The following is a 22,554-nucleotide window of genomic DNA, read 5'->3' as shown; positions in this document are numbered from 1 at the left end:
CAACTTAAAAACAAAACATAAAGACATTATGAAGGTTTAATTGATTTACAAATGATAGGTTTATATTTAATATCACGTCTCTTTAATGCTCTTTACAAAAATTCTGCAACAAAATACTTCTCACACAACATCCTTTTCAACTATATGCCACTATTCCTCTCGAATCAAAACTTAATTTCGAAATAAAAACAATCACGATAATCAATTGTTTTTCATTTCTCTTATTTTACCGATAAGAATAAAACAAAAAGGAGGCAACCGCCTCCTTAAAATATACTATTTATCATATGCTTCTGCATGAACAGCCTTCACCGCCCTACCTGACGGGTCAACTCTATTCTTGAAAGACGCATCCCACTCCAGCGCCACAGCCGTACTGCAGGCAACGGACGGAACGGACGGAACCGTATGAGCAGCCGAAGCTGACGGGAAATGCTCTTCAAACATTGTACGATACCAATACTCTTCCTTTGACATTGGAGGATTGATCGGAAAACGCTCCGAAGCATGCATCATCTGCTTATCTGAGACTTTCTTTTCAGCCATTTCCTTCAACGAGTCTATCCAATTATAGCCAACTCCGTCAGAAAATTGCTCTTTTTGTCTCCAAGCAACACTTTCAGGCAAATAATCCTGAAATGTTTTTCTTAATATATATTTTTCTATTTTACCATTACCACACATTTTATCCTGAGGATTTAAACGCATAGCAACGTCCATAAATTCTTTATCGAGAAAAGGCACACGCCCTTCTACTCCCCATGCAGCTAACGACTTATTCGCACGCAAGCAATCATACAAATGCAATCTATCCAACTTCCGTACGGTTTCTTCATGAAAAGCTTTTGCATCGGGAGCCTTATGAAAATATAAGTAACCACCAAACAACTCATCTGCACCTTCGCCGGAAAGCACCATCTTCACTCCCATCGATTTTATAAAACGAGCCAACAAATACATAGGGGTAGATGCACGAACGGTAGTAACATCATAGGTTTCGATATGATAAATCACATCACTGAGGGCATCAAGAGCCTCTTCGACCGTGAAATTTATTTCATGATGTACTGTTCCGATATACTCTGCCACCTTTTTTGAGGCCACCAAGTCCGGAGAATCTTTCAACCCAACAGCAAATGAATGCAATTGAGGCCACCAAGCTTCGGTCTGGTTATCATCCTCTATTCTGCGAGCTGCATATCGTTTTGCGATAGCTGATATTATAGACGAATCCAATCCTCCTGAAAGTAAAACACCATAAGGAACATCCGACATCAATTGGCGATGCACAGCGCTCTCCAAAGCTACTCTCAACTCATTTTCATCAGATTCATTATCTTTTACATCGTCATACTCCATCCAGTCACGTTTATACCAACGTTTCAAATCATTCCCCTCGGCACTACACATATAATAACCGGGTAAGAACTCCTGCACGTTGGGACAAACACCTTCCAAAGCTTTTAATTCGCTTGCCACATAAAATTGTCCGTGATCGTCATACCCCATATAAAGAGGAATTATCCCCATATGGTCACGTCCAATAAGACAAATATCATTTTCAACATCATAAAGCGCAAAAGCAAAGATGCCATTTAAATCTTCAAAGAGATCAACCCCTTTATCTTTATACAAAGCTAAGATTACTTCGCAGTCTGAGTGTGTAAGAAATTCGTAGTCGGGATAGCGACTTCTTATTTCTTTGTGATTGTAGATCTCACCATTGACAGCCAAAACCAAATTACCATCTTTACTATAAAGAGGTTGTTTACCAGAGTCTACTCCTACAATAGACAATCTTTCGTGAGCAAGAATAGATTTCTCACCACAATATATTCCCGACCAATCCGGACCGCGATGACGGATTTTTTTTGCCATGCGAAGAACCTGCCCCCGCAAAACGCTTATATCTTGTATTAAATCAAAAGCTCCTACAAATCCACACATATATTTATCACCTGTTTTGTTTAAAATTTGAACAGTCTGGCAAATTTATATCATTTTATTCGTAAATAAAAAATAAATAAGACTTTTTGTTAATAAAAAACACTATTAAATCTCATTATGACAACAAAACTAAAAATACAACAAACTAAACACTTTTGTTAATTTCGGTTTTAATATCTTATATAAAGCGTGAACTATATATAATTAAGTAAAATATGTATATATTTGCACCACAAATATTTGCATAACGAACACATTACAATGAAGAATTTCATCCTATCCTTTACAATTTTACTGAGCGCCTGCACTTTGATGACATCATGCGGAGACAACGAGGAGGAAGCTGTAACCCTACAGGGCGAATGGCTAATGCGCGAGCAGACAATAAAAACATCCGATTCCAGCTTTGACAATATGCTAAATACTGTTTTCAGTCTGGACTTAAAAGAAAATCAAACAACCAGAGCTTTTACTGAATTAAATGTAAAAACTACGATCAGAAAAAAAGGATCTTCGGGCTCTGACGGACTTATCAGAGAGTCTACCGACACATATGAAGCTAAAGGAGACTCTATATTTATACAAAGTTCATTGCATGGAGGCACAGCGGCTAGTAAATATCTTATAACGCCCAATACCCTCACCACTTACCGTAAGGTAACCTCACAAGACATTAGAAACATCGTTACCATTATGGGAGTAGACCCCGCAACAATCCCTAATGACCTGACAGGTGAATTAAAAATCAAAGAAATACGATAATCTTTTCCACAAATATTTGAATTTTTAGTAGCGATTGATTATCTTTGCCACCCGATTGCTAATAGGCTAACAAGAAACTGTATATAAAACGGTTCGCCTCAGGCACATAACCTGTAAATAACAAAACAGATGTACGTAATTGTAGACATTCAAGGACAACAAATGAAAGTTGAAAAAGACCAAAAGTTGTTTGTTCATAGAATCAATGCAGAAAATGGCTCAACAGTTGAGTTCGATAAAGTATTATTAGTTGACAACGGCGGCACAGTAACAGTAGGTACACCGACTGTAAATGGTGCAAAAGTAGTTCTTGAGGTTGTTTCTCAAGCAAAAGGGGATAAAGTTCTTATTTTCCACAAGAAAAGAAGAAAAGGACACCGTAAACTAAACGGTCACCGTCAACAATTTTCAGAAGTTATAGTAAAAGAAATTATTGCTTAATCAGTTAAAAACAGAAGACAATGGCACACAAGAAAGGTGTAGGTAGTTCGAAAAACGGCCGTGAATCGGAAAGTAAACGATTGGGCGTTAAAGCATTTGGTGGAGAAGTTGTAAAAGCAGGAAACATCATAGTTCGTCAGAGAGGAACAACTCATCATCCGGGAGAAAATGTAGGTATTGGTAAAGACCATACATTATTTGCTCTTGTAGATGGTACAGTGGTTTTCCGCAAAAAAAGAAATGACAGATCATTTGTTTCTGTACTTCCTAAAGCAGAAGCTTAAGAAACAAGCTTAAAACATAGAGAAAGCAGTCTGATAATCAGGCTGCTTTTTTTGTTTATATAACTGATAATCTTACATCAACCGATGATTCCTACTTATAAATAGTGAAAAAGTGACATAAATATCATTATTACTTGGTATTGTATACATTTCTTGGTTGTCATTACTTTGTAAACAGAAAATTAGATATTTAATCATTTTAAATTTATCAGAATGTCAAAAATAGGAATATACTACGGCTCAACAACAGGCAATACACAAGAAGTAGCGGAAGAAATAGCAAAAAAATTGGAAGTAAGTAAGGCTGACTTACATGATGTATCAAAGGCCAATACAGACTTTTCAGCTTACGATGTAATATTATTCGGTTCTTCAACATTAGGATTGGGTGACCTTCAAGACGATTGGGAATACTATATCGACAAAATAAAGGCTGCCGATCTGAATGGTAAAAAAGTAGCTCTGTTTGGATGTGGTGATTCATCTTCGTATAGCGATACATTTGGCGACGCACTATCAAAAATATACAGTGTAATAAAGGGTAAAGGTTGCGAGCTAATCGGTAAGGTAAGCACAGAGGGATATACTTTCGACAGTTCTGAATCTGTTGTTGACGGCGAATTTCTTGGTTTACTCATCGATAACGACAACGAGTCGAACCTTACAGATCAACGCATTGCAATTTGGACAGAAGACCTTAAAAAAGCAATTTAACAAAGTAAATCAATATGCGTGTTTTCTTTCACCTGATTTACGAATACAAAAAAGGGGTGCGCAGCTTGGTACTGTGTACACTACCCGGAGAATATGAAGATAAAGTCAGATGGAAATTGGGAAAAAACTCGATTAATTATAAAATAAGCCATCTGAAAAACGGTAATATAAATGTCTTTTTCGGCAAAGAGGAATGCCTCTTAGTAGCCAACGCAATATGTGGAGACAAACCGTTGAACTTATTAACACCTGAAGAAGATTTTATATTAGGAATATTATTAGGATATAGTGTCTGTGAACAATGCAACAGATACAGCAAGAGACAAAAGAAAAGTATTAATACACTTTGTTTGGCATAACTTTTCTATTGGATAGTTTTTTTAGTTGATCTAGATCCTCGCAGACGTGATGTCAGTGAGGATTTTTCATTTTTATACACAACTATTATCTTATTATACACAAGCTTTCCGCAAATAATATTTACGAATACTGAAGTAAAAAAGTGACAAGATAAAAGGAAGTAAAATGTGTCACTTTTGTCACCTTTTAACAAAAAAAAAGAAGATAAACAAAGAGTAAAATAAAAACACAATAAACTATTTATCAAAACTTTAATAGCCAAAAAGAAATAAAAAAACAACAAAAAGACTGCTTTTTTGTTATGTTATATATACAATAATAAACTCACTACTATTTTAACCATAATTTATGACAGATTTATTTAATATACGAAGAGATTTTACTTTAAAAACACTAGACGAGAGCGATGTCCTATCCGACCCAATGGATATGTTCGAACAATGGCTTAACGAAGCTATTATAGCGAAAGCCCTTGAACCAAATGCGATGAATCTGGCAACAGCAACTCCCGATGGGAAACCATCTTCGCGTATGATACTACTCAAGCAGATTAAACCACAAGGATTCGTTTTTTTTACTAATTATGATAGCAAGAAAGCTTATCAAATTACACTAAACAAGTATTGTGCCTTAACTTTTGTTTGGAATGAATTGGAAAGACAAGTAAGAATAGAAGGTATTGTTGAAAAAACGTCAGATGCAGAATCAGACTCTTACTTCGAAGTCCGTCCGGCAAAGAGCAAGTTGGGAGCTTGGGCATCCCCCCAAAGCCGTGCGATACCCGACAGAAAATACTTGGAAGGACTGATAAAAGAATATGAATCTAAGTTTAAAGACAAAAATATAGTACGTCCTCAAAACTGGGGAGGATATATCGTTAAACCTTATCTTATCGAATTCTGGCAAGGACGCAGCAACAGACTGCACGACAGAATACAATATGTGCTTGAAGATGGAGTTTGGGAAGTTGAGCGTCTCGCGCCATAAGTTAAAATAGATATACTACAATATCTATGCATTAAGCTTCGAGAAGAAAAAATATTTTATCAGATATTATAGAAGGTTTGATTATTAATTTCTATTTTTACGCTGATACTATAATCATTATGCCTAAAAGTGAAAAGATATTATAATATTTGTTCGTTTCAATAATTATTTTTAGTATTGTATTCGTTAACACCAATATAGAGAATGCCAGTAAGATAAAATAACACTCCTCATTATTTTACATAAACTTATATTTATTCCGGCTCAGGTATCCGGAAAAGGACAACGAATAAAATAAATAATTACATATACTTTAATTTACTATAATTATGGAAACAACAGTAAAACTTTATTCCTTAACTTACAAAGAGATTAAAACATATTTGTTTGCATTGTTATTCGTTGTTGGAAACATTGCACTTCCTCAGATATGCCATTTGATACCTGGTGGAGGCTTAACCTGGCTTCCTATCTACTTTTTCACTCTGATAGCAGCGTACAAATACGGTCTACGGGTTGGTTTGTTAACTGCAATATTATCTCCACTTATCAATAGTGTTTTATTTGGTATGCCTCCGGTGGCTTTACTCCCTGCCATACTAATCAAGTCCACCTTATTAGCAGGAGCAGCAGCTTATGCAGCACATCGACTCGGAAAAATTTCTCTATTAGGAATAATTGCCGCTGTTTTGACATATCAGATAGCAGGTACATTGATAGAATGGGCTATCGTAAAAGATTTCTTTACAGCAGTACAAGATTTCCGTATTGGTATTCCGGGAATGTTAATACAAATATTCGGGGGGTACGCTTTATTGAAAGCTATCGCTAAAATATAAGATACAAAAATGTCTGACAACAAGTCTTTTTCGGAAGTATTAGAACGCTTCCGCGACATTGCTTTTTATGAAAGCTTCGATATGATTGTCGCTATCGCTAATGGCGGGATAATACCTGCTGCTATTCTCAATCAAAGACTAAATATCGATATCCATCTGTTAAAAATAAACCTACGCGACGCTTACCAAAAGGCCAAATATGAAAGTCCGCAATTGATAGCTCCCATCGACTTCGACTTCCAAGGCAAATCTATATTGCTGGTAGAAGACAGAGTGAAGACGGGCGCATCTCTGGCGTTGGCATGTAAGTTGCTCGAAGGTGCCAGACTAGTTAAAACATTCGCGGTAAACGGAAAAGCAGATTATGCCCTATATGATGAAGATTGCTTCAAGTTCCCGTGGCTATTATAAAAATGAATGAAGAAAACAATTAGTGCCATTGCTTCTGTTTTATTATTTGCTCAGCTTACTTATGCCATAGATAACAATCCAATTTCAGCGCCTCGGGATTCTATCCAACTAGGAGATGTTATTGTCACCGGAACCCGTCCTGCGGTAAATATCAACAATCTTCCGATGAGTGTAAGCATAGTGGGAAGTAAACAAATCGAGAGTCGGTTTGAACAATCATTATTACCTATCATTACAGAAGAAGTCCCGGGCTTGTTCGTTACTTCACGAAGCATTATGGGCTACGGTGTTGCAGCAGGATCTGCCGGAGGTATGACAATACGTGGTATAGGCGGAAGCCCTACCACACAAATGCTGATGTTGATAGACGGACACCCACAATATATGGGATTGATGGGACATCCCCTAGCCGATTCGTATCAGTCATTAATGGCAGAACGAGTAGAAGTAGTGCGTGGACCAGCGTCCGTTTTGTACGGATCGAATGCAATGGGTGGTGTCATCAACATTATAACTAAGAAGCAACTGCAAGATGGGGTGAAGACAAACGTTAGAGCCATGTATGGCTCATACAACACACTCAGTACAGAGGCGAACAATGCTATTCGTTCGGGTAAGTTCAGCAGCTACGTATCTTTAAGTTACAACCGTTCGGACGGACAGCGAGAAAATATGGATTTTGAGCAATATAGTGGATATGCAAAAGTCGGTTATGATTTCACTCCAAACTGGAAAACTTTTATTGATCTTGACTTGACTAATTTCAAAGCCTCAAATCCCGGAACGGTGAATAGTCCGGTCATCGATAATGATGCCAATATTACTCGTGGAGTAACATCCTTTTCTCTTGAAAATAACTACGAGAAAACATCAGGAGCTCTTAAACTCTATTACAACTTCGGCTCGCACAAGATCAATGACGGGTATCCGCCTACAGAAGAAGCCAAAGATTATAGATTCAGGTCAAATGATAAGATGGTAGGCATTACTTTATATCAGAATTACAGCTTCTTTAAAGGAAACCAAACAACCGCAGGATTCGATTTTCAACATTTCGGAGGACATGCGTGGAACAAATTTCTGGATAACAGAGATGATGTAGACATAACCAAGAAAAGCATAAATGAAGTTGCAGGATATATAAACTTCCAGCAAACAGTGGCTTCTAAAGTAGTACTAAATGCGGGAATAAGAATAGATCATCATGCCATTACCGGTACAGAATACATTCCACAAGCCGGAGTGAGTTATATAGCTACGGAGAATACAATAATAAAAGGAATCGTAAGTAAAGGTTTTCGTAACCCTACTATACGTGAAATGTACATGTTCCCTCCTCAGAATCCCGACTTAAAAGCCGAGCGATTGATGAATTACGAAATATCAGCATCTCAAAAGCTACTTAACAGAGCATTAAATTTTGATCTAAGTCTGTATTATATAGACGGTAGTAACAGCATACAAACCGTGATAGTAAACAACAAGCCATTGAATGTAAATACAGGAAAGATAAAAAACTATGGACTGGAATTTGCAACTCAATATAGAATAGCCCCGCATGTAAATCTGTCTGCAAACTACAGCTTCTTGCATATGAAATATAAAGTTCTGGCATCTCCTGAACATAAATTATATGCAGGGGTAAACTATTCGTATAACAAATGGATGTTATCTACAGGTATTCAGTTTATAGATGGGCTATATACCGTGCTTGAGAACAAAGTGACAAATACAGAAGCAAAGAAAGAAACATTTACTCTATGGAATATCAGAGCAGCTTACAAGCCTATAAGTATGCTGGAAATATTTGCAAGAGGAGAAAACCTTCTGGCTCAGAAATATGAAATAAATGCAGGATACCCCATGCCTAGAGCAACAGTGTTTGGTGGTGTCAATTTAAGATTTTAAAATAAGGTTTTATTAAATAAAGATTAACTATGGACAGACGAAATTTTCTAAGAGCAATAGCCATCACCGGTGCTGCAGCAACAATAAAGACAAGCGCAGGTATGGACGTACTGGCCCAAACGCTTGAAAACACTCAAACAGGTAAGCCGGTGGATATGGTAGCCGTAATGGGCGGAGAACCTGACGCTATGTTTAAACGTGCCATCTCAGAACTGGGAGGTATGGGTAAATTTATAAAGAAAGGATATAAAGTTGTAGTTAAGCCCAACATTGGATGGGACAAAGCTCCCGAGCTTGCCGGAAATACGAACCCTAAACTGGTCAGCGAGATTGTTAGACAATGCTTTGCTGCCGGAGCTAAAGAAGTTACTGTATTTGATCACACCTGTGACGACTGGCTCAAATGCTACAAGAATAGCGGCATAGAAGCTGCTGCAAAGGCTGCCGGCGCAAAGGTTGTACCTGCTCATGAGGAGTCATACTACAAAAGTGTGTCGTTGCCTAACGGTGTTACCCTGAAAAACACAAAGATACATCAAGCCATTCTCGACTGTGATGCATGGATCAACGTGCCTGTACTGAAACATCATGGTGGAGCGAATCTCACTATCTCGATGAAAAACTATATGGGCATTGTATGGGATAGAAGAATATTTCATGCAAGCGGACTGCAACAATGTATTGCTGACGTGTGTACATATTCTAAAAAACCGGTATTGAATGTAGTGGACGCATACCGTATCGTGAAAACCAACGGGCCTCAGGGAAGATCGGCCTCCGATGTGGTAACGACAAAGGGATTGTTCGTCTCACAAGATATTGTTGCAGTAGATACTGCCGCTACTAAATTCTTTGGTCAGGTACGAGAGATACCACTCGACCATGTAGGTCACTTGGCTAACGGACAAAAGCTGAAACTGGGAACAATGGATATTGAAAAACTGAACATCAAGAGAATAAAAATATAATTAAACTATAACTATCATCAAATGCTTAAGTACTTGCGAGTAGGGATATCTATTGTGATATTCACTCTCATAACATTCTATTTTCTAGACTTTGCAGCCTTACTCCCCGAAAGTTTTCACGGGTTAGCCCAGATACAACTAGTTCCCGCAATACTGGGAGGTAGTTTGCTTATCCTTCTTTTTTTAGCTATCCTAACCTTACTTTTCGGGCGCATCTACTGCTCGTCTATATGCCCAATGGGAATATATCAAGATATTGTGAGCTGGATATCAAAACGACGATTATTCTCAAAGAAAAAGAAACGCTACAATTACAGTAAAGCAAAAAACATTCTTCGCTGGACTGTTCTCGCTGCGACAATTATTGCCTTCTTCGCCGGATTCCCTATCCTACTTGGATTAATAGATCCTTACAGTGCATGGGGAAGAATTATCTCGAATGCATTCCGCCCGGTCTATATGGGTGGCAACAATGTTTTAGAATCTATTTTTACAAGCTTTGGCAATTATACTTTCTATAAAGTCGAAATAGTCATGCTTAGCCTATTTTCTTTTGTTGTGGCATTGATTACATTCTTTACTATCGGCTTTTTTGCTTGGAGATATGGAAGAACATATTGTAACACCATCTGTCCGGTAGGCACAGTATTGGGTTTCTTAAGCAAGTTTTCCTTATTTAAAATCAGGATAGACGAAAGCTTGTGCAACAGCTGTGGTTCATGTGCTACGAAATGTAAAGCTTCGTGCATCGACAGCAAAAATCACACTGTGGATTATACTCGTTGTGTAGATTGTTTCAATTGTTTAAGTAGTTGCTCAAAAAATGCACTTGCGTTTTCTCCATCTTTCAAGAAAAAACGTGCAACAAGAGCGGAAGCGGATAACAAAACAGATAAAAATAAAAGACAATTCCTTTTTGCCGGACTCACTACAGCAATAGCTGTTCCTGCTGGGTATGCTCAAAACAAAGCTGCAGAGTTGACCGGTAACCATAAGTACATCCGCAAGAATGCTATTTGCCCTCCGGGTGCGGTAAGTGCAGAACATTTACTAGAACATTGTACGGCATGCCATCTTTGCATCAGCCGATGCCCATCAAAAGTTATCAAGCCGGCCTTTATGGAATATGGTTTAGGGGGGATGATGCAACCTATGATGAACTACGATAAGGGTTTTTGCAATTACAATTGTACTGTTTGCTCTGATGTTTGCCCAAGTCATGCTCTAAAATCGCTTACGATAGAAGAAAAACATATGACTCAAATTGGACGTGTGACTTTTCACGAAGATATATGCGTAGTTCATACCGAAGGGACAAATTGCGGAGCCTGTGCAGAGCATTGCCCTACTCAAGCCGTAACGATGATTCCGTACGAAGGTCACGAAGGTTTAACTATCCCATTCATCACCCCTGATATCTGTGTTGGATGTGGTGGCTGTGAATATATTTGTCCGGTTCGCCCATACAGAGCTATATACGTGGAAGGGAACAAGGAGCACAAACAGCGTAAAGCTTTTAAGGAAGAAAAGAAAGAAGATGTTGTCATTGATGGCTTTGGTTTCTGATTCCAATTCGAAAAGATCGGAAAATATTTTCAACCTCAATAATAATCAACAGAAGCATTGAAAGCACAGAACTGATTCTGTGCTTTTTATGTTCTAATGCAATCGTTTGCAAATCATTTTTATAAAAAAAGAATCCTCTAAAGCTATAGTATGATGCTTTAATATGTAGTTTTGTTTAGCAGATATACTCTTTTGCATAAAAAGACCATTAATCTATAACCATAAAAACTGCAACATGAAAATAAAGTTACATATCGACTATCATACTGTCTGGGGACAAAACATCTATGTCTGCGGATCTTGCCCCGAGTTAGGCAACTGGGACGAGAAGAAGGCTCTGAAAATGACATGTATCTCTTCAAGTGAATGGATTGTTGATTTCGAAACAAATGATACATCTATAGAATATCGCTATATTGTAAAAGAAAATGAAATAGTTACTGCACAAGAGTGGGGAGATCCTCATACGTTATTACTGGATTCAAGTAAGACTTTCGATGTATTGGATTCATGGCGTGGAGTTCCATCTCAAAGATATCTTTATACTTCAGGATTTTCGGAAAGCTTTTTCCATCATGACAATGCTTCAAAACTGAAATATTATAAAAAAACTATTTTACTCAAGGTAAATTGCCCATATATAAAGAAAAATCAGACGATGGTTCTTTCCGGTTCGTCAAAAGCTTTAGGCGAATGGAACATCGAAAAGGCGATACACCTTAATCCTGCTAATTTTGGAGAATGGCAAGTGGCAATCAATGCAACCCCTATAAAAACTCCCCAGGAGTATAAATTAGCTATATACGACAATTCAGAGAACAAGATAATCCATTGGGAAAAGGGCTCAAACAGAGTACTCTCACCCATCGCGGAAAAGGAAGATACAGTAAGAGTAGAGGCACTTGACTATCGCCACGAATGGATGAGTTGGAAAGCTGCCGGAGTATCTATCCCTGTATTCTCGCTACGATCAAACGATAGCTTTGGTATCGGTGAATTTTCCGACCTCAAAAAAATGGTTGATTGGTCTACCCTCACGGGACAGAAAATCATACAAATATTACCGATCAACGATACTACAATCACGCACACGTGGATTGATTCATACCCATATAATGCGATATCTATTTATGCTCTCCACCCTATCTATTTAGGCTTAAAGAGTTATCCGCTCAAGGATGAGAAATTATACAAAAAATACGAAAGTGAGGCTAAAGAGCTAAATGCATTAAAAGAAATAGACTATGATAAAGTTTTAGTCTTTAAGTCGTCATATATAAAAGATTTATTTAAAGAGATCGGAACATCAACCCTCAAAAGTAAAGACTATCTCACTTTCTATAAGCAAAATGAAGAATGGCTGTTCCCTTATGCTTGTTTTTCGTACTTCCGTGATGTGTACAAAACGGCAAACTTCTCTTTATGGAAAACCCAAAACTCTTTTGATAAAAAGAAGTTAACTGCATTTATAAAATCAAATAAAGAAGCAAAAGAAAGCGTAGAGATGCTTTGCTTTACTCAATATCTGCTACATATACAATTAAAAGAAGTAAAAGAGTATGCTCATCAACATGAAGTTGTATTAAAAGGTGATATACCTATCGGTATAAGCCGCAACAGCGTTGAAGCATGGGTAGAACCTCACCTTTTCAATCTGGATGTACAAACGGGTGCGCCACCTGATGATTTCTCGTTTTTCGGTCAAAACTGGGGATTCCCTACATACAATTGGGATGAAATGGCAAAAGACGGCTACCAATGGTGGGTAAAGCGCTTCCGCAAAATGGCCGATTATTTCGACGCATATCGGATTGACCATATATTAGGATTTTTCCGTATATGGGAAATACCTCTATCATCAGTACAAGGTCTCTTAGGGTATTTTAGCCCTGCGATACCGATGACTGTGGAAGAAATACAATCGTGGGGTATGTGGTTTGACGAGTATAGAATGACCAGTCCTTATATTCACGAACATTTCCTGCATGATGTATTTGGAGAATATACTCAAGATGTTATTGATAGATATCTAACTCCAATTGCTTGGCAAACTTTCAAATTGAAAGACTCTTGCAATACTCAAGTGAAGATTAAAGCTCTATTTGAAAATAAGACCGATAATAAAAGCAATGTTATACGAAACGGACTGTACAGTTTATGTAACGAGGTCTTGTTTATTAAAGATAAACGTGAACCTTGGAAATATCATCCTCGTATTACTGCACAGTACACCCATTCGTATGCCGATTTAGACAATAATGCAAAACTCGCGTTCAACAGACTTTATGACGAATTCTTCTATCGTCGCCACTCCCAATTCTGGAGAGAGCAAGCTATGAGCAAATTGCCCAGCCTGATAGCTTCTACACGCATGCTTGTATGTGGAGAAGACCTTGGGATGGTTCCTGAATCTGTTCCGTCTGTAATGAACGAGTTGCAAATACTGAGTCTGGAGATAGAACGTATGCCTAAAGTAAAAGATATGGCTTTCAACTATCTGGGCAACTTGCCATATATGAGTGTTTGTACTACATCTACTCATGACATGGCTCCGATAAGAGCATGGTGGAACGAAAACAGAGAAACAACGCAGAAGTATTACAATCAAATATTATGGAAAAACGGAGCAGCTCCGGAAGACTGTAATTCTGAGTTATGCTCGCAGATTGTAACCAATCACTTAAATTCACCTTCAATGCTTGCTATCCTCCCTCTTCAAGACTGGCTCTCGATAGATGATAAGCTGAAAAGAGAGAACCCGGAAGAAGAACGTATAAACATTCCGGCGATTGCACAACATTATTGGAGATATCGCATGCACCTCAGTTTAGAGGAATTATTAGATGCCAAAGAATATAATGCACATGTAAAAAACATGGTAAAATCATCCGGAAGAGAATAAACCTATATATATAAATATACCGATGAAAAGAAACTGTTTAATTTTATTACTTCTTGTTTTTGTAAGTCAATCAATTCTAGCAATTGATATAAAGACTGTAGATCCGGCTTTCTGGTGGGCGGGAATGAAAAACCCCGAACTGCAAGTGCTGATTCACGGAAATAATATATCTAAATGTGATGTAAGTATTACTTCCAAAACGGCCAGAATAAAAGAAACTGTAAAGCTTGAAAATCCTAACTATCTTATTTTATATTTGGATCTTTCGAATGCCCAACCTGAGAAATTTGATATTATCTTACAGCAAGGTAAAGACAAGAAAGTTATTCCTTATGAGATTAAACAACGTAAAGCGGGTTCATCCGAAAGGGTTGGATTTAACTCAAGTGATGTTTTATATCTCATCATGCCGGATCGATTTGCGAACGGAGATCCTACAAATGATGTGATTTCGGGAATGCGTGAAACCAAAGTAGATAGAAATCAACAATATGCCCGCCATGGCGGAGACTTCAAAGGGGTAGCCGATAATCTGGATTATATAAATGATTTAGGCGTGACAGCTATCTGGTTCAATCCAGTACTGGAAAATGATATGCCGGAAGGTTCTTATCATGGGTATGCAGCAACTGACTACTACAAAGTAGACCGTCGCTTTGGTTCGAACCAAGAATTTGTTGATCTCGTGGACAAGACTCATGCGAAGGGTATGAAAGTAGTTATGGATATGATATTTAATCACTGTGGCAGCGAACATTATCTATTTACAGATAAGCCATCCAGAGACTGGTTTAATTATCCGGATAAATACGTTCAAACATCTTATAAGACTACAACGCAACATGATCCTTATGCTTCAGCAGCAGACAAAAAACTAGCTATTGACGGATGGTTTGTTGAATCTATGCCGGATTTCAATCAACGTAACGAACATGTAGCAAAGTATCTAATTCAAAACAGTATCTGGTGGATAGAATATAGTGGTATTGATGGCATCCGTCAAGATACCCACCCTTATGCCGACTACGATATGATGTCTCGTTGGTGTAAAGAAGTTACAGAAGAATATCCTGATTTCAATATTGTAGGCGAAACTTGGTTAAACAACAACGTAGCCATTGCTTTCTGGCAAAAAGACAGCAAACTGGCTGCACCAAGAAACTCTAACCTTCGCAGTGTGATGGACTTCCCTCTATTGTCTGTGATGGAAAAAGCTTTTGACGAAGAAACAACATGGGATTTGGGGCTATCTCGCATATACGAATATTTAGGACAAGATATTGTTTATGAAAACACTCATGACCTATTGATATTTCTTGACAATCATGATACCTCACGCTTTTTCAAGAATGAAAAACAAACATCAAATCTAAACAGATATAAACAAGCTATTGCTTTTCTGCTAACGACTCGCGGCATACCTGAAATATATTACGGTACAGAAATATTAATGGCGGCAGACAAAAGTGAAGGTGATGGATATCTTCGTCGCGACTTCCCCGGTGGATGGCAAGGTGATGCAGTGAATATGTTTAAGGCGAATGAAAGAACGGCTCAACAAAACGAGGCCTTCGATTATATGAAGAAGATATTAAACTGGCGCAAAGGGAATGAAATAATAGCAAAAGGGACTCTAAAGCATTTTGCACCAACCAATGGCGTTTACGTTTATGAGCGTAAGTATAATGGAAAATCGGTAGTTGTTATATTAAGTGGCTCGGATAGTGAAAAGACAATTAATCTGGCTACTTACAAAGAAATACTGCCTAAAAGTCAGGCTAAAGATATTATCACTGAAAATATTATAAACTTGGATGGTGAGACGTTAACAATTAGGCCAAGAAGTGTTTTTATATTAGAATTTTGATTACTTTTATAGAAAGTATCATCAAAATTCTAGTGCATGAAAAAAGGGCCTCTTACTATTAAAGATATTGCAAAGGATCTTAATATATCGCCCTCGACAGTATCGAGGGCGCTGAAAGATAATCCGGACATTAGCCCTGAAACACGGAGAATAGTACAGGATTATGCAAAAAAGCATAAGTATAAGCCAAATGCGTTGGCTTTAAGTCTCAGAACTCAACACAACAATATTATTGGAGTTATTGTACCTGAACTGGCTAATCACTTTTTTTCGGGTGTCCTTTCCGGAATGGAAACAGTGGCTGAGGAAAAAGATTACCATGTAATTGTTTGCCAATCGCTTGAAGACTATAAAAAAGAGGCAAGAAATGTGCAAACACTAATAAAGGCTCGAGTATGTGGGATTTTAATCTCTCAGTCGAAGACAACAACAAAATACGATCATTTTCAGGAACTGATAGACAATGATATTCCCGTCATCTTCTTCGATAGGATATGTACCGGAATCGATTCAGATAAAGTAGTAGTGGACGACTATAATGGAACACTTACTGCTGTAGATTATATGATAAAAACAGGCTGTAAGCGTATAGCCTTCTTTTCAGCTCCTTCACATCTTGAGATTTCGAAAAACAGGAAAAACGGCTATTTGGATGCTCTGAGGAAACATCAGATACCTGTTGATGAACAACTGATACGTACCGCAGACACAAAACAGCTTGGATATGAGAAAGCAATGGAAATCTTACAAGAGCCCAATCATCCTGATGCCTTCATGGCGATGAATGATTATACGGCTTCGGGAATATTGCTTGCTTGTAAAAAGTTAGGATTCAAGGTTCCTGAAGAAATCTCTATCTGCGGATTTTCGAATTCTAATATATCTCAAGATACCGACCCAATGTTAACAACTATGGATCAACACCCTATAGAGGTCGGAATGGAAGCGATGAAACTGATTTTAGAAAAAATAGAAAACCCTGAGAATACCTCAAGGAAAAACAAAATAATAAAAACTTCATTAATTGTCAGGCAGACAACACGAAATTTGTCTGATGGCTAATAACAATAAGTTTATTTAGATAATCGGACAAACCATGAAACAAAAACCAAGTCTAACATTTTGGCAAATCTGGAACCTCAGTTTCGGATTCTTAGGAATACAAATCGGATATTCTTTACAAAGTTCTCAAACAAGTCGTATCTTATCAGCTTTAGGTGCTGACCCTCATCATCTTCCATTATTCTGGCTGGCTGCCCCTATTGCCGGGCTCATTGTACAACCAATCATCGGGATGTCGAGTGACCGTACATGGACACGTCTAGGACGTCGTATTCCATTTATTTTGGGAGGAGCTATAGTTTCGGCCATTGCCATGTTCTTTATGCCAAATTCCGAGTTTGTAGCAGCTATTATGCCTCCTGTATTTTTTGGAGCATTCATGCTGTTATTTATGGATTGTGCGTTTAATGTTTCTATGCAGCCATTCCGCTCTTTGGTTGGCGATATGGTGAATGACAAACAACGAAATCTAGGATATTCAACTCAAAGCTTCCTTACAAACATTGGAGCTGTAGTTGGTTCATTCCTACCATTTATACTTACTTGGATAGGTATTCAGAATATTCCCGGTGTGGGGGAAAAGGTTGCACCATCTGTTATCTGGTCTTTTTATATAGGAGGTTCAGCACTTTTACTGACAGTGTTATGGACAAGTATTCGTGTCAAAGAATATGCCCCGAAAGAGTATGAAGAATATAATAATATAACAGAAGAAGAAAAACAAAAAAAATCTTTTATAGATGTACTCAAGGCCACACCAAAAACGATGTTACAACTGGCTATAGTACAGTTTTTCTCATGGTTTGCACTCTTCATCATGTGGGTGTATGCAATCGGCGGAATTGCAGAGAATGTGTGGCATACAACAGACCCTCTCTCTGCGGCATATAACGAAGCCGGAAACTGGAATGGGGTATTAAGTGGTGTATACGGTATCTTTGCGGCAATCTTTGCTATTTTTATGGCTAAAATCGCTGATAAGCTCGGTCGCAAAAAAGTATATTCTTTTTCATTACTGCTTGGTGCTTTAGGGCTGATGTCTATGTATGTATTTGAGGACAAATACCTATTGCTTGTTTCTATGGTAGGTGTCGGTATTGCTTGGGCAAGTATACTGGCTATGCCTTACGCTATACTATCAGCCGTGTTACCGGCTAGCAAAATGGGGTTATACATGGGAATCTTTAATGCAACGATTACCATACCTCAGATCGTAGCAGGGCTGACAGGCGGACTTATATTAAAGCATGTGGTTGGCGGCAGCTCTATAATGATGTTGGTGGTTGCAGGGATAGCCATGCTTTTGGCTGCTATATCGGTATCTTTTGTCGAAGACTCACATAAAGAACTTAAACCCGAATCCGCTAAATAATTAGAAAATATAATTATCTGAAAGAATAAATATTTATGAAAAATAAATTATTATTTGTAATCACATTAATAGCTCTTACCAGCTATGCATGTAAACCAAAAACTCAAACAGAAACTTCTCAAGAACAACAAGAAGAGAAATGTACAGTCAAACACTTGGATTGGACTCGGAACGCCGTAATATATGAAGTTAATGTAAGACAGTATACCAAAGAGGGAACCTTTGCCGCTTTCGAACAACATCTTCCCCGACTCAAAGAGCTGGGTGTAGACGTGCTTTGGTTTATGCCTGTACATCCTATTTCGGAAAAGAATAGAAAAGGTCCACTCGGAAGTTACTATGCTGTAAGAGACTATAAAGAGATCAACCCTGAATTTGGAACAAAAGAGGATTTCAAAAAGCTGGTAGATAAAGCGCATGAAATGGGCTTTAAAGTAATACTGGACTGGGTTGCAAATCATACCGGTTGCGATAATGCCTGGACTACAGAACATCCCGATTGGTATATGAAAGATAGTCTTGGTAATATCAAAAGCCCGTATGACTGGACTGATACCTACGAACTGAATTATGACAATAAAGATATGAGAGCCGCAATGACAGATGCCCTGAAATACTGGATAAAGGATTTCAATATAGATGGATATCGCTGCGATATGGCTCATGAAATACCTACCGATTTCTGGAACGATGTACGTAAAACTTTAGATAGTATCAAGCCTGTATTTATGCTTGCTGAATCCGAAAATTATGATTTATTGGAACACGCATTTGATGCAAACTACTCATGGGAGTTGATGCACATGATGGCTGATGTAAACAAAGGTACAAAGAGTGCAGAAGATATTACATCATATATTCAAAAGCTGGATACTATAATGTGCCCGGACGCTTATAAAATGCTCTTCTTAACAAACCATGATGAAAATTCATGGAATGGAACAGAGTTTGAACGCTACGGAAAAGGTGTTGAAGTGTTTGCTGTTCTTACCTACACGTTGAATGGCATGCCGATGATATATACTGGTCAGGAAGTAGGACTCAAGAAACGCTTGTCATTCTTCGAAAAAGATATGGTTCCTTCATGGGCAGAAAATAGCACAACACAGTTCTATAAGAAGCTAAACCAATTAAAACATACCCATCCTGCGCTACAAGCCGGACAGGGTGGCACATTCAAGAAATATAATACTTCTGCAAATAAGGAGCTGTTGATATATTCGAGAGAAAGAGCAGGACAAGAGATTGTTGTAATGCTCAACTTATCGAACAAAGATATTAATTATACTAGCAATGACGCCATAGGACGTGGCAGCTATACCGATTATTTTGCGGGAGTGAATGTTCCGGAATTACCCCAGTCTCTAAAAGCATGGGAGTATAAAGTATTTGTAAGACCAAAATAATCAGAATTACTTATATTTATTCATAAAGAAAGCTTAAGAGGAAACTTTTAAGCTTTTTTCTTGTATATAAGTATATAATACAAAAATTCTGTGGTACTTTTTACTCTGTGATAAAAAACAGATAAGAGCGAATGCAACAATAATTCCTTTTTGCAACTTAATTTGCACAAAAAAAACTAGCAAAAGAAAAGGGGTATCCATACGGATCCCCCCCTTCAATTCGGCTATATAAAACTCATAATTCCTTAATTCTTCTGATGAGCTGTTGCTACAGCGTCAAAACGGGATTGCACAAAGTCAAGTTCGCTTTCAATACGTTTGCGTTCTTTTGTAAGACTTTCAGGGGTCGTAAAATATTTAGCTAAGTCTCGCACCCCTACACGGTATATACACCCTCTATAATATCTGTTTCTGAAGATATCGTAAAAAGAAGCATTGCTTAGTACCGGAGTAACATTAGCTACAGCTACGGGAGATATGGCCCTGGCGAGATATACACTAATATCGTCAAACATTACCCAAAACATCGGATATTCTCTTCCTCTGTCGCAAATCACAGGGCAAATAGCTTCTACACGGACATCTCCTTTTCCTGTTGCAATATCATAATACCATTTTTCCTTTACAAGGTAACAAGTGATTTGCATATTTGCCAAATCTTCCCTTTTTATAGAAAGTGTATGATTGTCATTTACTGTATATCCAATGCGATTCTGATCCATCACCTCTTTTGCTGTATATTTACTATCATCATTGAAGTCGGGTTGATCTTCGAATTTATATGCGGCAATTGTATTATCTGATAAAAGATTAATCAGAAGAGAAAACAAATTTGCACGTTTTTCGGTTGAAACTGTTGGATAAAACAACGATTCGTTGCCTTCTACATCATATACTTCCCTGTATATATCTCTAGTCCATGTAGCAGACGAGTAATCGTTCATCGAATTCTCCATAAGAAAAAGCTCTCTGGACGAAATCTCTGTAATCATATCTTCCGTGGACGATGTAACAGGTGCTCCATTCATCATTCTGAATGCGTTATTTGCTGAGTTTTGTGCAGAGAGTGAACTTGCCGAGAGCAGTCCACCCAACATTAATGAAACAATATATTTCATAGGATGTGTATTTTGTGTTAATTAATTAATTCTTACTTCCATTGGGTATAGATCTCTTTCTATACCATCGGGGCCTTTGGCTTTTATTCCTGATATTATTAAAATTGTACCTCTAGTCATTCTTCGCATTTGTTCTATCTGACGAGATGAGAAATTAGCACCACTTGACATTTCAGGAGTTACATTTCCCATAGCGTCCACAGACATTGTTCTGAAACTCAAAACCTGAAATGGAATATTCAGAATACCATCATCGATAGAAGCTTTTATACCCTGTGTGCCCAGCAGTATAGATCTGGCTATAACTCCTTTTCTAAATACTTTTGGTGCACCGTTCTGATCTGTATATGAGATAAACGCTAATGGTTCCGGTAACGGACGAATCCTCAATTCCTTCCTTGCTATGAATTGTTGTGTTCCATTCACCTTTGCAGATACAGAAATTATAAACTTCTGACCTATCAGAGATGGTGAAGGCACTGCAACCCAATCTTTGCCCGAAGGAGTTAATGTCCCCCCACTTACCACTGTAGCCTGTACGTCCTGACTGGCTACACCCGGCACAGCAATAGTCAACATATTCTGAACCCCGGCATATAGCACATCCATCCAGAATGGCGCTACTGTGGCCATAGGTTCCATTACTGTATATTCCTGAGAGAAATTACGTCTTACAGGCAATCCACTCCTATCCATAAGCTCGATAAATCCATCGAATTTATATGTACCGGAAGCTCCTGTACCAACTTCATACAAACCATTTTTCTCGGATGGTAATTCTTTACCATTTATAACAATACGAGGTCGTTGTGTTGTATCTACCGCCGCCATTATAATATTGGCTTTGTAAGGTACACCTTTCATCACCATATTTGATTGCGGAACAACAAAAGCACTCAGTTCATTCACACGAATATCTTTCAAGTCGATATTTTTAGCAAGATCATTCAGAACTTCACCCTCGGCCTGCTTCACATTCATTTGCAATTCTGAAAGGAAAGTCAGCACAGCAATACTTGGCATACCGTCAAAAGACGAAGTTATCCAATCTTTATGATCCTTCTTTGCTCTTGCAGAAGGTTCAGTAGATAAAGTACTGCTTACGATCTTACGTTTGCTCTCGTCAGGAATCTGCGCCACCATAGCTTCCCGATACGTGTCTAATATTTTTTTCAGCTTCTTTCCCTGACCACCCACTGGTGAAATCATTACTTCGGAAGAAGCATCGAGATTATCTTTCGATTTCAAATTATTTATATCAGCATCGGCTCCATCTGTCTTTTTTGCAATTTCCAGTTTTAGATACTGCAAATAATCGAAAATAGAATCGGTCTTAGCTTTTACACTTTGTGCCCTATTATATGAGTCCTGAGTTTTGTCTCTGTTAGTCTCATAAGAAGCAGCTATATCTGCGTATATCTGTTTATTTCTTTCATCTGTGACAACAATAGATTCTTGAATATTATCGTTAATCATCACAAATCCATCCAATACCTCGGTAGAAACATTTAGAGCTAGCATCGCAATAAACACCAGATACATGAGATTAATCATCTTCTGCCTAGTCAATTGCCCTTTACTTAAAGCCATCTTATATTCTCTTCTTTAGGTTTCTAATTCTGTTTTCTATTTCCCCGATT

19 protein-coding genes are annotated in these 22,554 nt (G+C 37.9%); 16 read left to right on the top strand and 3 right to left on the bottom strand.

Features of this window, described 5'->3' with window-relative positions:
- Positions 1–276 precede the first annotated feature (276 nt).
- On the bottom strand, positions 277–1,947 hold the full coding sequence (gene asnB, locus BGO84_RS12210) for an asparagine synthase B (protein ID WP_291029502.1): 1,671 nt from the start codon (positions 1,945–1,947) through the stop codon (positions 277–279).
- A 261-nt stretch (positions 1,948–2,208) separates the two neighbouring features.
- On the opposite strand from asnB, the gene BGO84_RS12205 reads away from it, so the two are divergent.
- From BGO84_RS12205 to BGO84_RS12130, 16 genes are all read left to right on the top strand, one after another.
- The gene (locus BGO84_RS12205) at positions 2,209–2,709 is read left to right on the top strand and encodes a hypothetical protein (RefSeq protein WP_291029500.1); all 501 of its coding nucleotides are present in this window, start codon (positions 2,209–2,211) and stop codon (positions 2,707–2,709) included.
- A 129-nt stretch (positions 2,710–2,838) separates the two neighbouring features.
- Positions 2,839–3,150 carry a 50S ribosomal protein L21 gene (gene rplU / locus BGO84_RS12200; RefSeq protein ID WP_252637731.1) on the top strand — a complete coding sequence of 104 codons (312 nt, stop codon included), beginning with the start codon at positions 2,839–2,841 and terminating at the stop codon, positions 3,148–3,150.
- Between the two features lie 20 nt (positions 3,151–3,170).
- Positions 3,171–3,434 carry a 50S ribosomal protein L27 gene (gene rpmA, locus BGO84_RS12195; RefSeq protein ID WP_006842455.1) on the top strand — a complete coding sequence of 88 codons (264 nt, stop codon included), beginning with the start codon at positions 3,171–3,173 and terminating at the stop codon, positions 3,432–3,434.
- 213 nt (positions 3,435–3,647) lie between these two features.
- Positions 3,648–4,148, top strand: a complete 501-nt coding sequence (fldA, locus tag BGO84_RS12190; protein ID WP_291029498.1) for a flavodoxin FldA — start codon at positions 3,648–3,650, stop codon at positions 4,146–4,148.
- A gap of 14 nt (positions 4,149–4,162) precedes the next feature.
- Positions 4,163–4,507 (top strand): DUF2023 family protein, encoded by a 345-nt coding sequence (locus BGO84_RS12185; protein WP_006842452.1) that lies wholly within the window; start codon positions 4,163–4,165, stop codon positions 4,505–4,507.
- Between the two features lie 349 nt (positions 4,508–4,856).
- Positions 4,857–5,495: a pyridoxamine 5'-phosphate oxidase gene (gene pdxH / locus BGO84_RS12180; RefSeq protein WP_291029496.1), complete on the top strand. Its 639-nt coding sequence runs from the start codon at positions 4,857–4,859 to the stop codon at positions 5,493–5,495.
- Positions 5,496–5,824: 329 nt separating this feature from the next.
- On the top strand, positions 5,825–6,334 hold the full coding sequence (locus BGO84_RS12175; protein ID WP_283686300.1) for an ECF transporter S component: 510 nt from the start codon (positions 5,825–5,827) through the stop codon (positions 6,332–6,334).
- Positions 6,335–6,343: 9 nt separating this feature from the next.
- Complete coding sequence (locus BGO84_RS12170) at positions 6,344–6,745, top strand: phosphoribosyltransferase (protein ID WP_291029494.1); 402 nt, start codon at positions 6,344–6,346, stop codon at positions 6,743–6,745.
- A gap of 6 nt (positions 6,746–6,751) precedes the next feature.
- A complete protein-coding gene (locus BGO84_RS12165) occupies positions 6,752–8,653 on the top strand; it encodes a TonB-dependent receptor (protein ID WP_291029492.1) in 1,902 nt (633 codons plus the stop codon).
- 29 nt (positions 8,654–8,682) lie between these two features.
- Positions 8,683–9,621: a DUF362 domain-containing protein gene (locus tag BGO84_RS12160; RefSeq protein ID WP_291029490.1), complete on the top strand. Its 939-nt coding sequence runs from the start codon at positions 8,683–8,685 to the stop codon at positions 9,619–9,621.
- 21 nt (positions 9,622–9,642) lie between these two features.
- Positions 9,643–11,187 (top strand): 4Fe-4S binding protein, encoded by a 1,545-nt coding sequence (locus tag BGO84_RS12155; protein WP_291029488.1) that lies wholly within the window; start codon positions 9,643–9,645, stop codon positions 11,185–11,187.
- Positions 11,188–11,422: 235 nt separating this feature from the next.
- Positions 11,423–14,089, top strand: coding sequence for a 4-alpha-glucanotransferase (locus BGO84_RS12150; protein WP_291029486.1), 2,667 nt, complete (start codon positions 11,423–11,425; stop codon positions 14,087–14,089).
- Between the two features lie 22 nt (positions 14,090–14,111).
- On the top strand, positions 14,112–15,956 hold the full coding sequence (locus BGO84_RS12145) for a glycoside hydrolase family 13 protein (protein ID WP_291029484.1): 1,845 nt from the start codon (positions 14,112–14,114) through the stop codon (positions 15,954–15,956).
- A 36-nt stretch (positions 15,957–15,992) separates the two neighbouring features.
- Complete coding sequence (locus BGO84_RS12140; RefSeq protein WP_135103833.1) at positions 15,993–17,018, top strand: LacI family DNA-binding transcriptional regulator; 1,026 nt, start codon at positions 15,993–15,995, stop codon at positions 17,016–17,018.
- A 34-nt stretch (positions 17,019–17,052) separates the two neighbouring features.
- Positions 17,053–18,390, top strand: a complete 1,338-nt coding sequence (locus BGO84_RS12135) for an SLC45 family MFS transporter (RefSeq protein ID WP_283686292.1) — start codon at positions 17,053–17,055, stop codon at positions 18,388–18,390.
- Positions 18,391–18,425: 35 nt separating this feature from the next.
- Positions 18,426–19,796, top strand: a complete 1,371-nt coding sequence (locus BGO84_RS12130) for an alpha-amylase family glycosyl hydrolase (protein WP_291029482.1) — start codon at positions 18,426–18,428, stop codon at positions 19,794–19,796.
- 245 nt (positions 19,797–20,041) lie between these two features.
- Here BGO84_RS12130 and gldN read toward each other — a convergent pair whose 3' ends face one another.
- Together gldN and gldM are read right to left on the bottom strand one after the other, a co-directional pair.
- Positions 20,042–20,914 carry a gliding motility protein GldN gene (gldN, locus tag BGO84_RS12125; RefSeq protein WP_291029480.1) on the bottom strand — a complete coding sequence of 291 codons (873 nt, stop codon included), beginning with the start codon at positions 20,912–20,914 and terminating at the stop codon, positions 20,042–20,044.
- 21 nt (positions 20,915–20,935) lie between these two features.
- Entirely contained in the window at positions 20,936–22,504 is a 1,569-nt protein-coding gene (gene gldM, locus BGO84_RS12120) for a gliding motility protein GldM (protein ID WP_291029478.1), read from the bottom strand.
- Between the last annotated feature and the right edge of the window lie 50 nt (positions 22,505–22,554).

The sequence above is a fragment of the Dysgonomonas sp. 37-18 genome, assembly GCF_001899125.1.
GTDB lineage: Bacteria > Bacteroidota > Bacteroidia > Bacteroidales > Dysgonomonadaceae > Dysgonomonas.
Note: the sequence above shows the minus strand (reverse complement) of the source record. Positions and strands in the feature narration are given on the sequence as shown.

Coding starts and splice junctions, on each gene's coding strand:
- fldA (WP_291029498.1), top strand. CDS start 3,648: ATGTCAAAAATAGGAATATACTACGGCTCAACAACAGGCAATACACAA.
- BGO84_RS12205 (WP_291029500.1), top strand. CDS start 2,209: ATGAAGAATTTCATCCTATCCTTTACAATTTTACTGAGCGCCTGCACT.
- rpmA (WP_006842455.1), top strand. CDS start 3,171: ATGGCACACAAGAAAGGTGTAGGTAGTTCGAAAAACGGCCGTGAATCG.
- BGO84_RS12140 (WP_135103833.1), top strand. CDS start 15,993: ATGAAAAAAGGGCCTCTTACTATTAAAGATATTGCAAAGGATCTTAAT.
- pdxH (WP_291029496.1), top strand. CDS start 4,857: ATGACAGATTTATTTAATATACGAAGAGATTTTACTTTAAAAACACTA.
- rplU (WP_252637731.1), top strand. CDS start 2,839: ATGTACGTAATTGTAGACATTCAAGGACAACAAATGAAAGTTGAAAAA.
- BGO84_RS12145 (WP_291029484.1), top strand. CDS start 14,112: ATGAAAAGAAACTGTTTAATTTTATTACTTCTTGTTTTTGTAAGTCAA.
- BGO84_RS12185 (WP_006842452.1), top strand. CDS start 4,163: ATGCGTGTTTTCTTTCACCTGATTTACGAATACAAAAAAGGGGTGCGC.
- BGO84_RS12135 (WP_283686292.1), top strand. CDS start 17,053: ATGAAACAAAAACCAAGTCTAACATTTTGGCAAATCTGGAACCTCAGT.
- BGO84_RS12165 (WP_291029492.1), top strand. CDS start 6,752: ATGAAGAAAACAATTAGTGCCATTGCTTCTGTTTTATTATTTGCTCAG.
- asnB (WP_291029502.1), bottom strand. CDS start 1,947: ATGTGTGGATTTGTAGGAGCTTTTGATTTAATACAAGATATAAGCGTT.
- gldM (WP_291029478.1), bottom strand. CDS start 22,504: ATGGCTTTAAGTAAAGGGCAATTGACTAGGCAGAAGATGATTAATCTC.
- BGO84_RS12170 (WP_291029494.1), top strand. CDS start 6,344: ATGTCTGACAACAAGTCTTTTTCGGAAGTATTAGAACGCTTCCGCGAC.
- BGO84_RS12155 (WP_291029488.1), top strand. CDS start 9,643: ATGCTTAAGTACTTGCGAGTAGGGATATCTATTGTGATATTCACTCTC.
- BGO84_RS12160 (WP_291029490.1), top strand. CDS start 8,683: ATGGACAGACGAAATTTTCTAAGAGCAATAGCCATCACCGGTGCTGCA.
- BGO84_RS12175 (WP_283686300.1), top strand. CDS start 5,825: ATGGAAACAACAGTAAAACTTTATTCCTTAACTTACAAAGAGATTAAA.
- BGO84_RS12130 (WP_291029482.1), top strand. CDS start 18,426: ATGAAAAATAAATTATTATTTGTAATCACATTAATAGCTCTTACCAGC.
- BGO84_RS12150 (WP_291029486.1), top strand. CDS start 11,423: ATGAAAATAAAGTTACATATCGACTATCATACTGTCTGGGGACAAAAC.
- gldN (WP_291029480.1), bottom strand. CDS start 20,914: ATGAAATATATTGTTTCATTAATGTTGGGTGGACTGCTCTCGGCAAGT.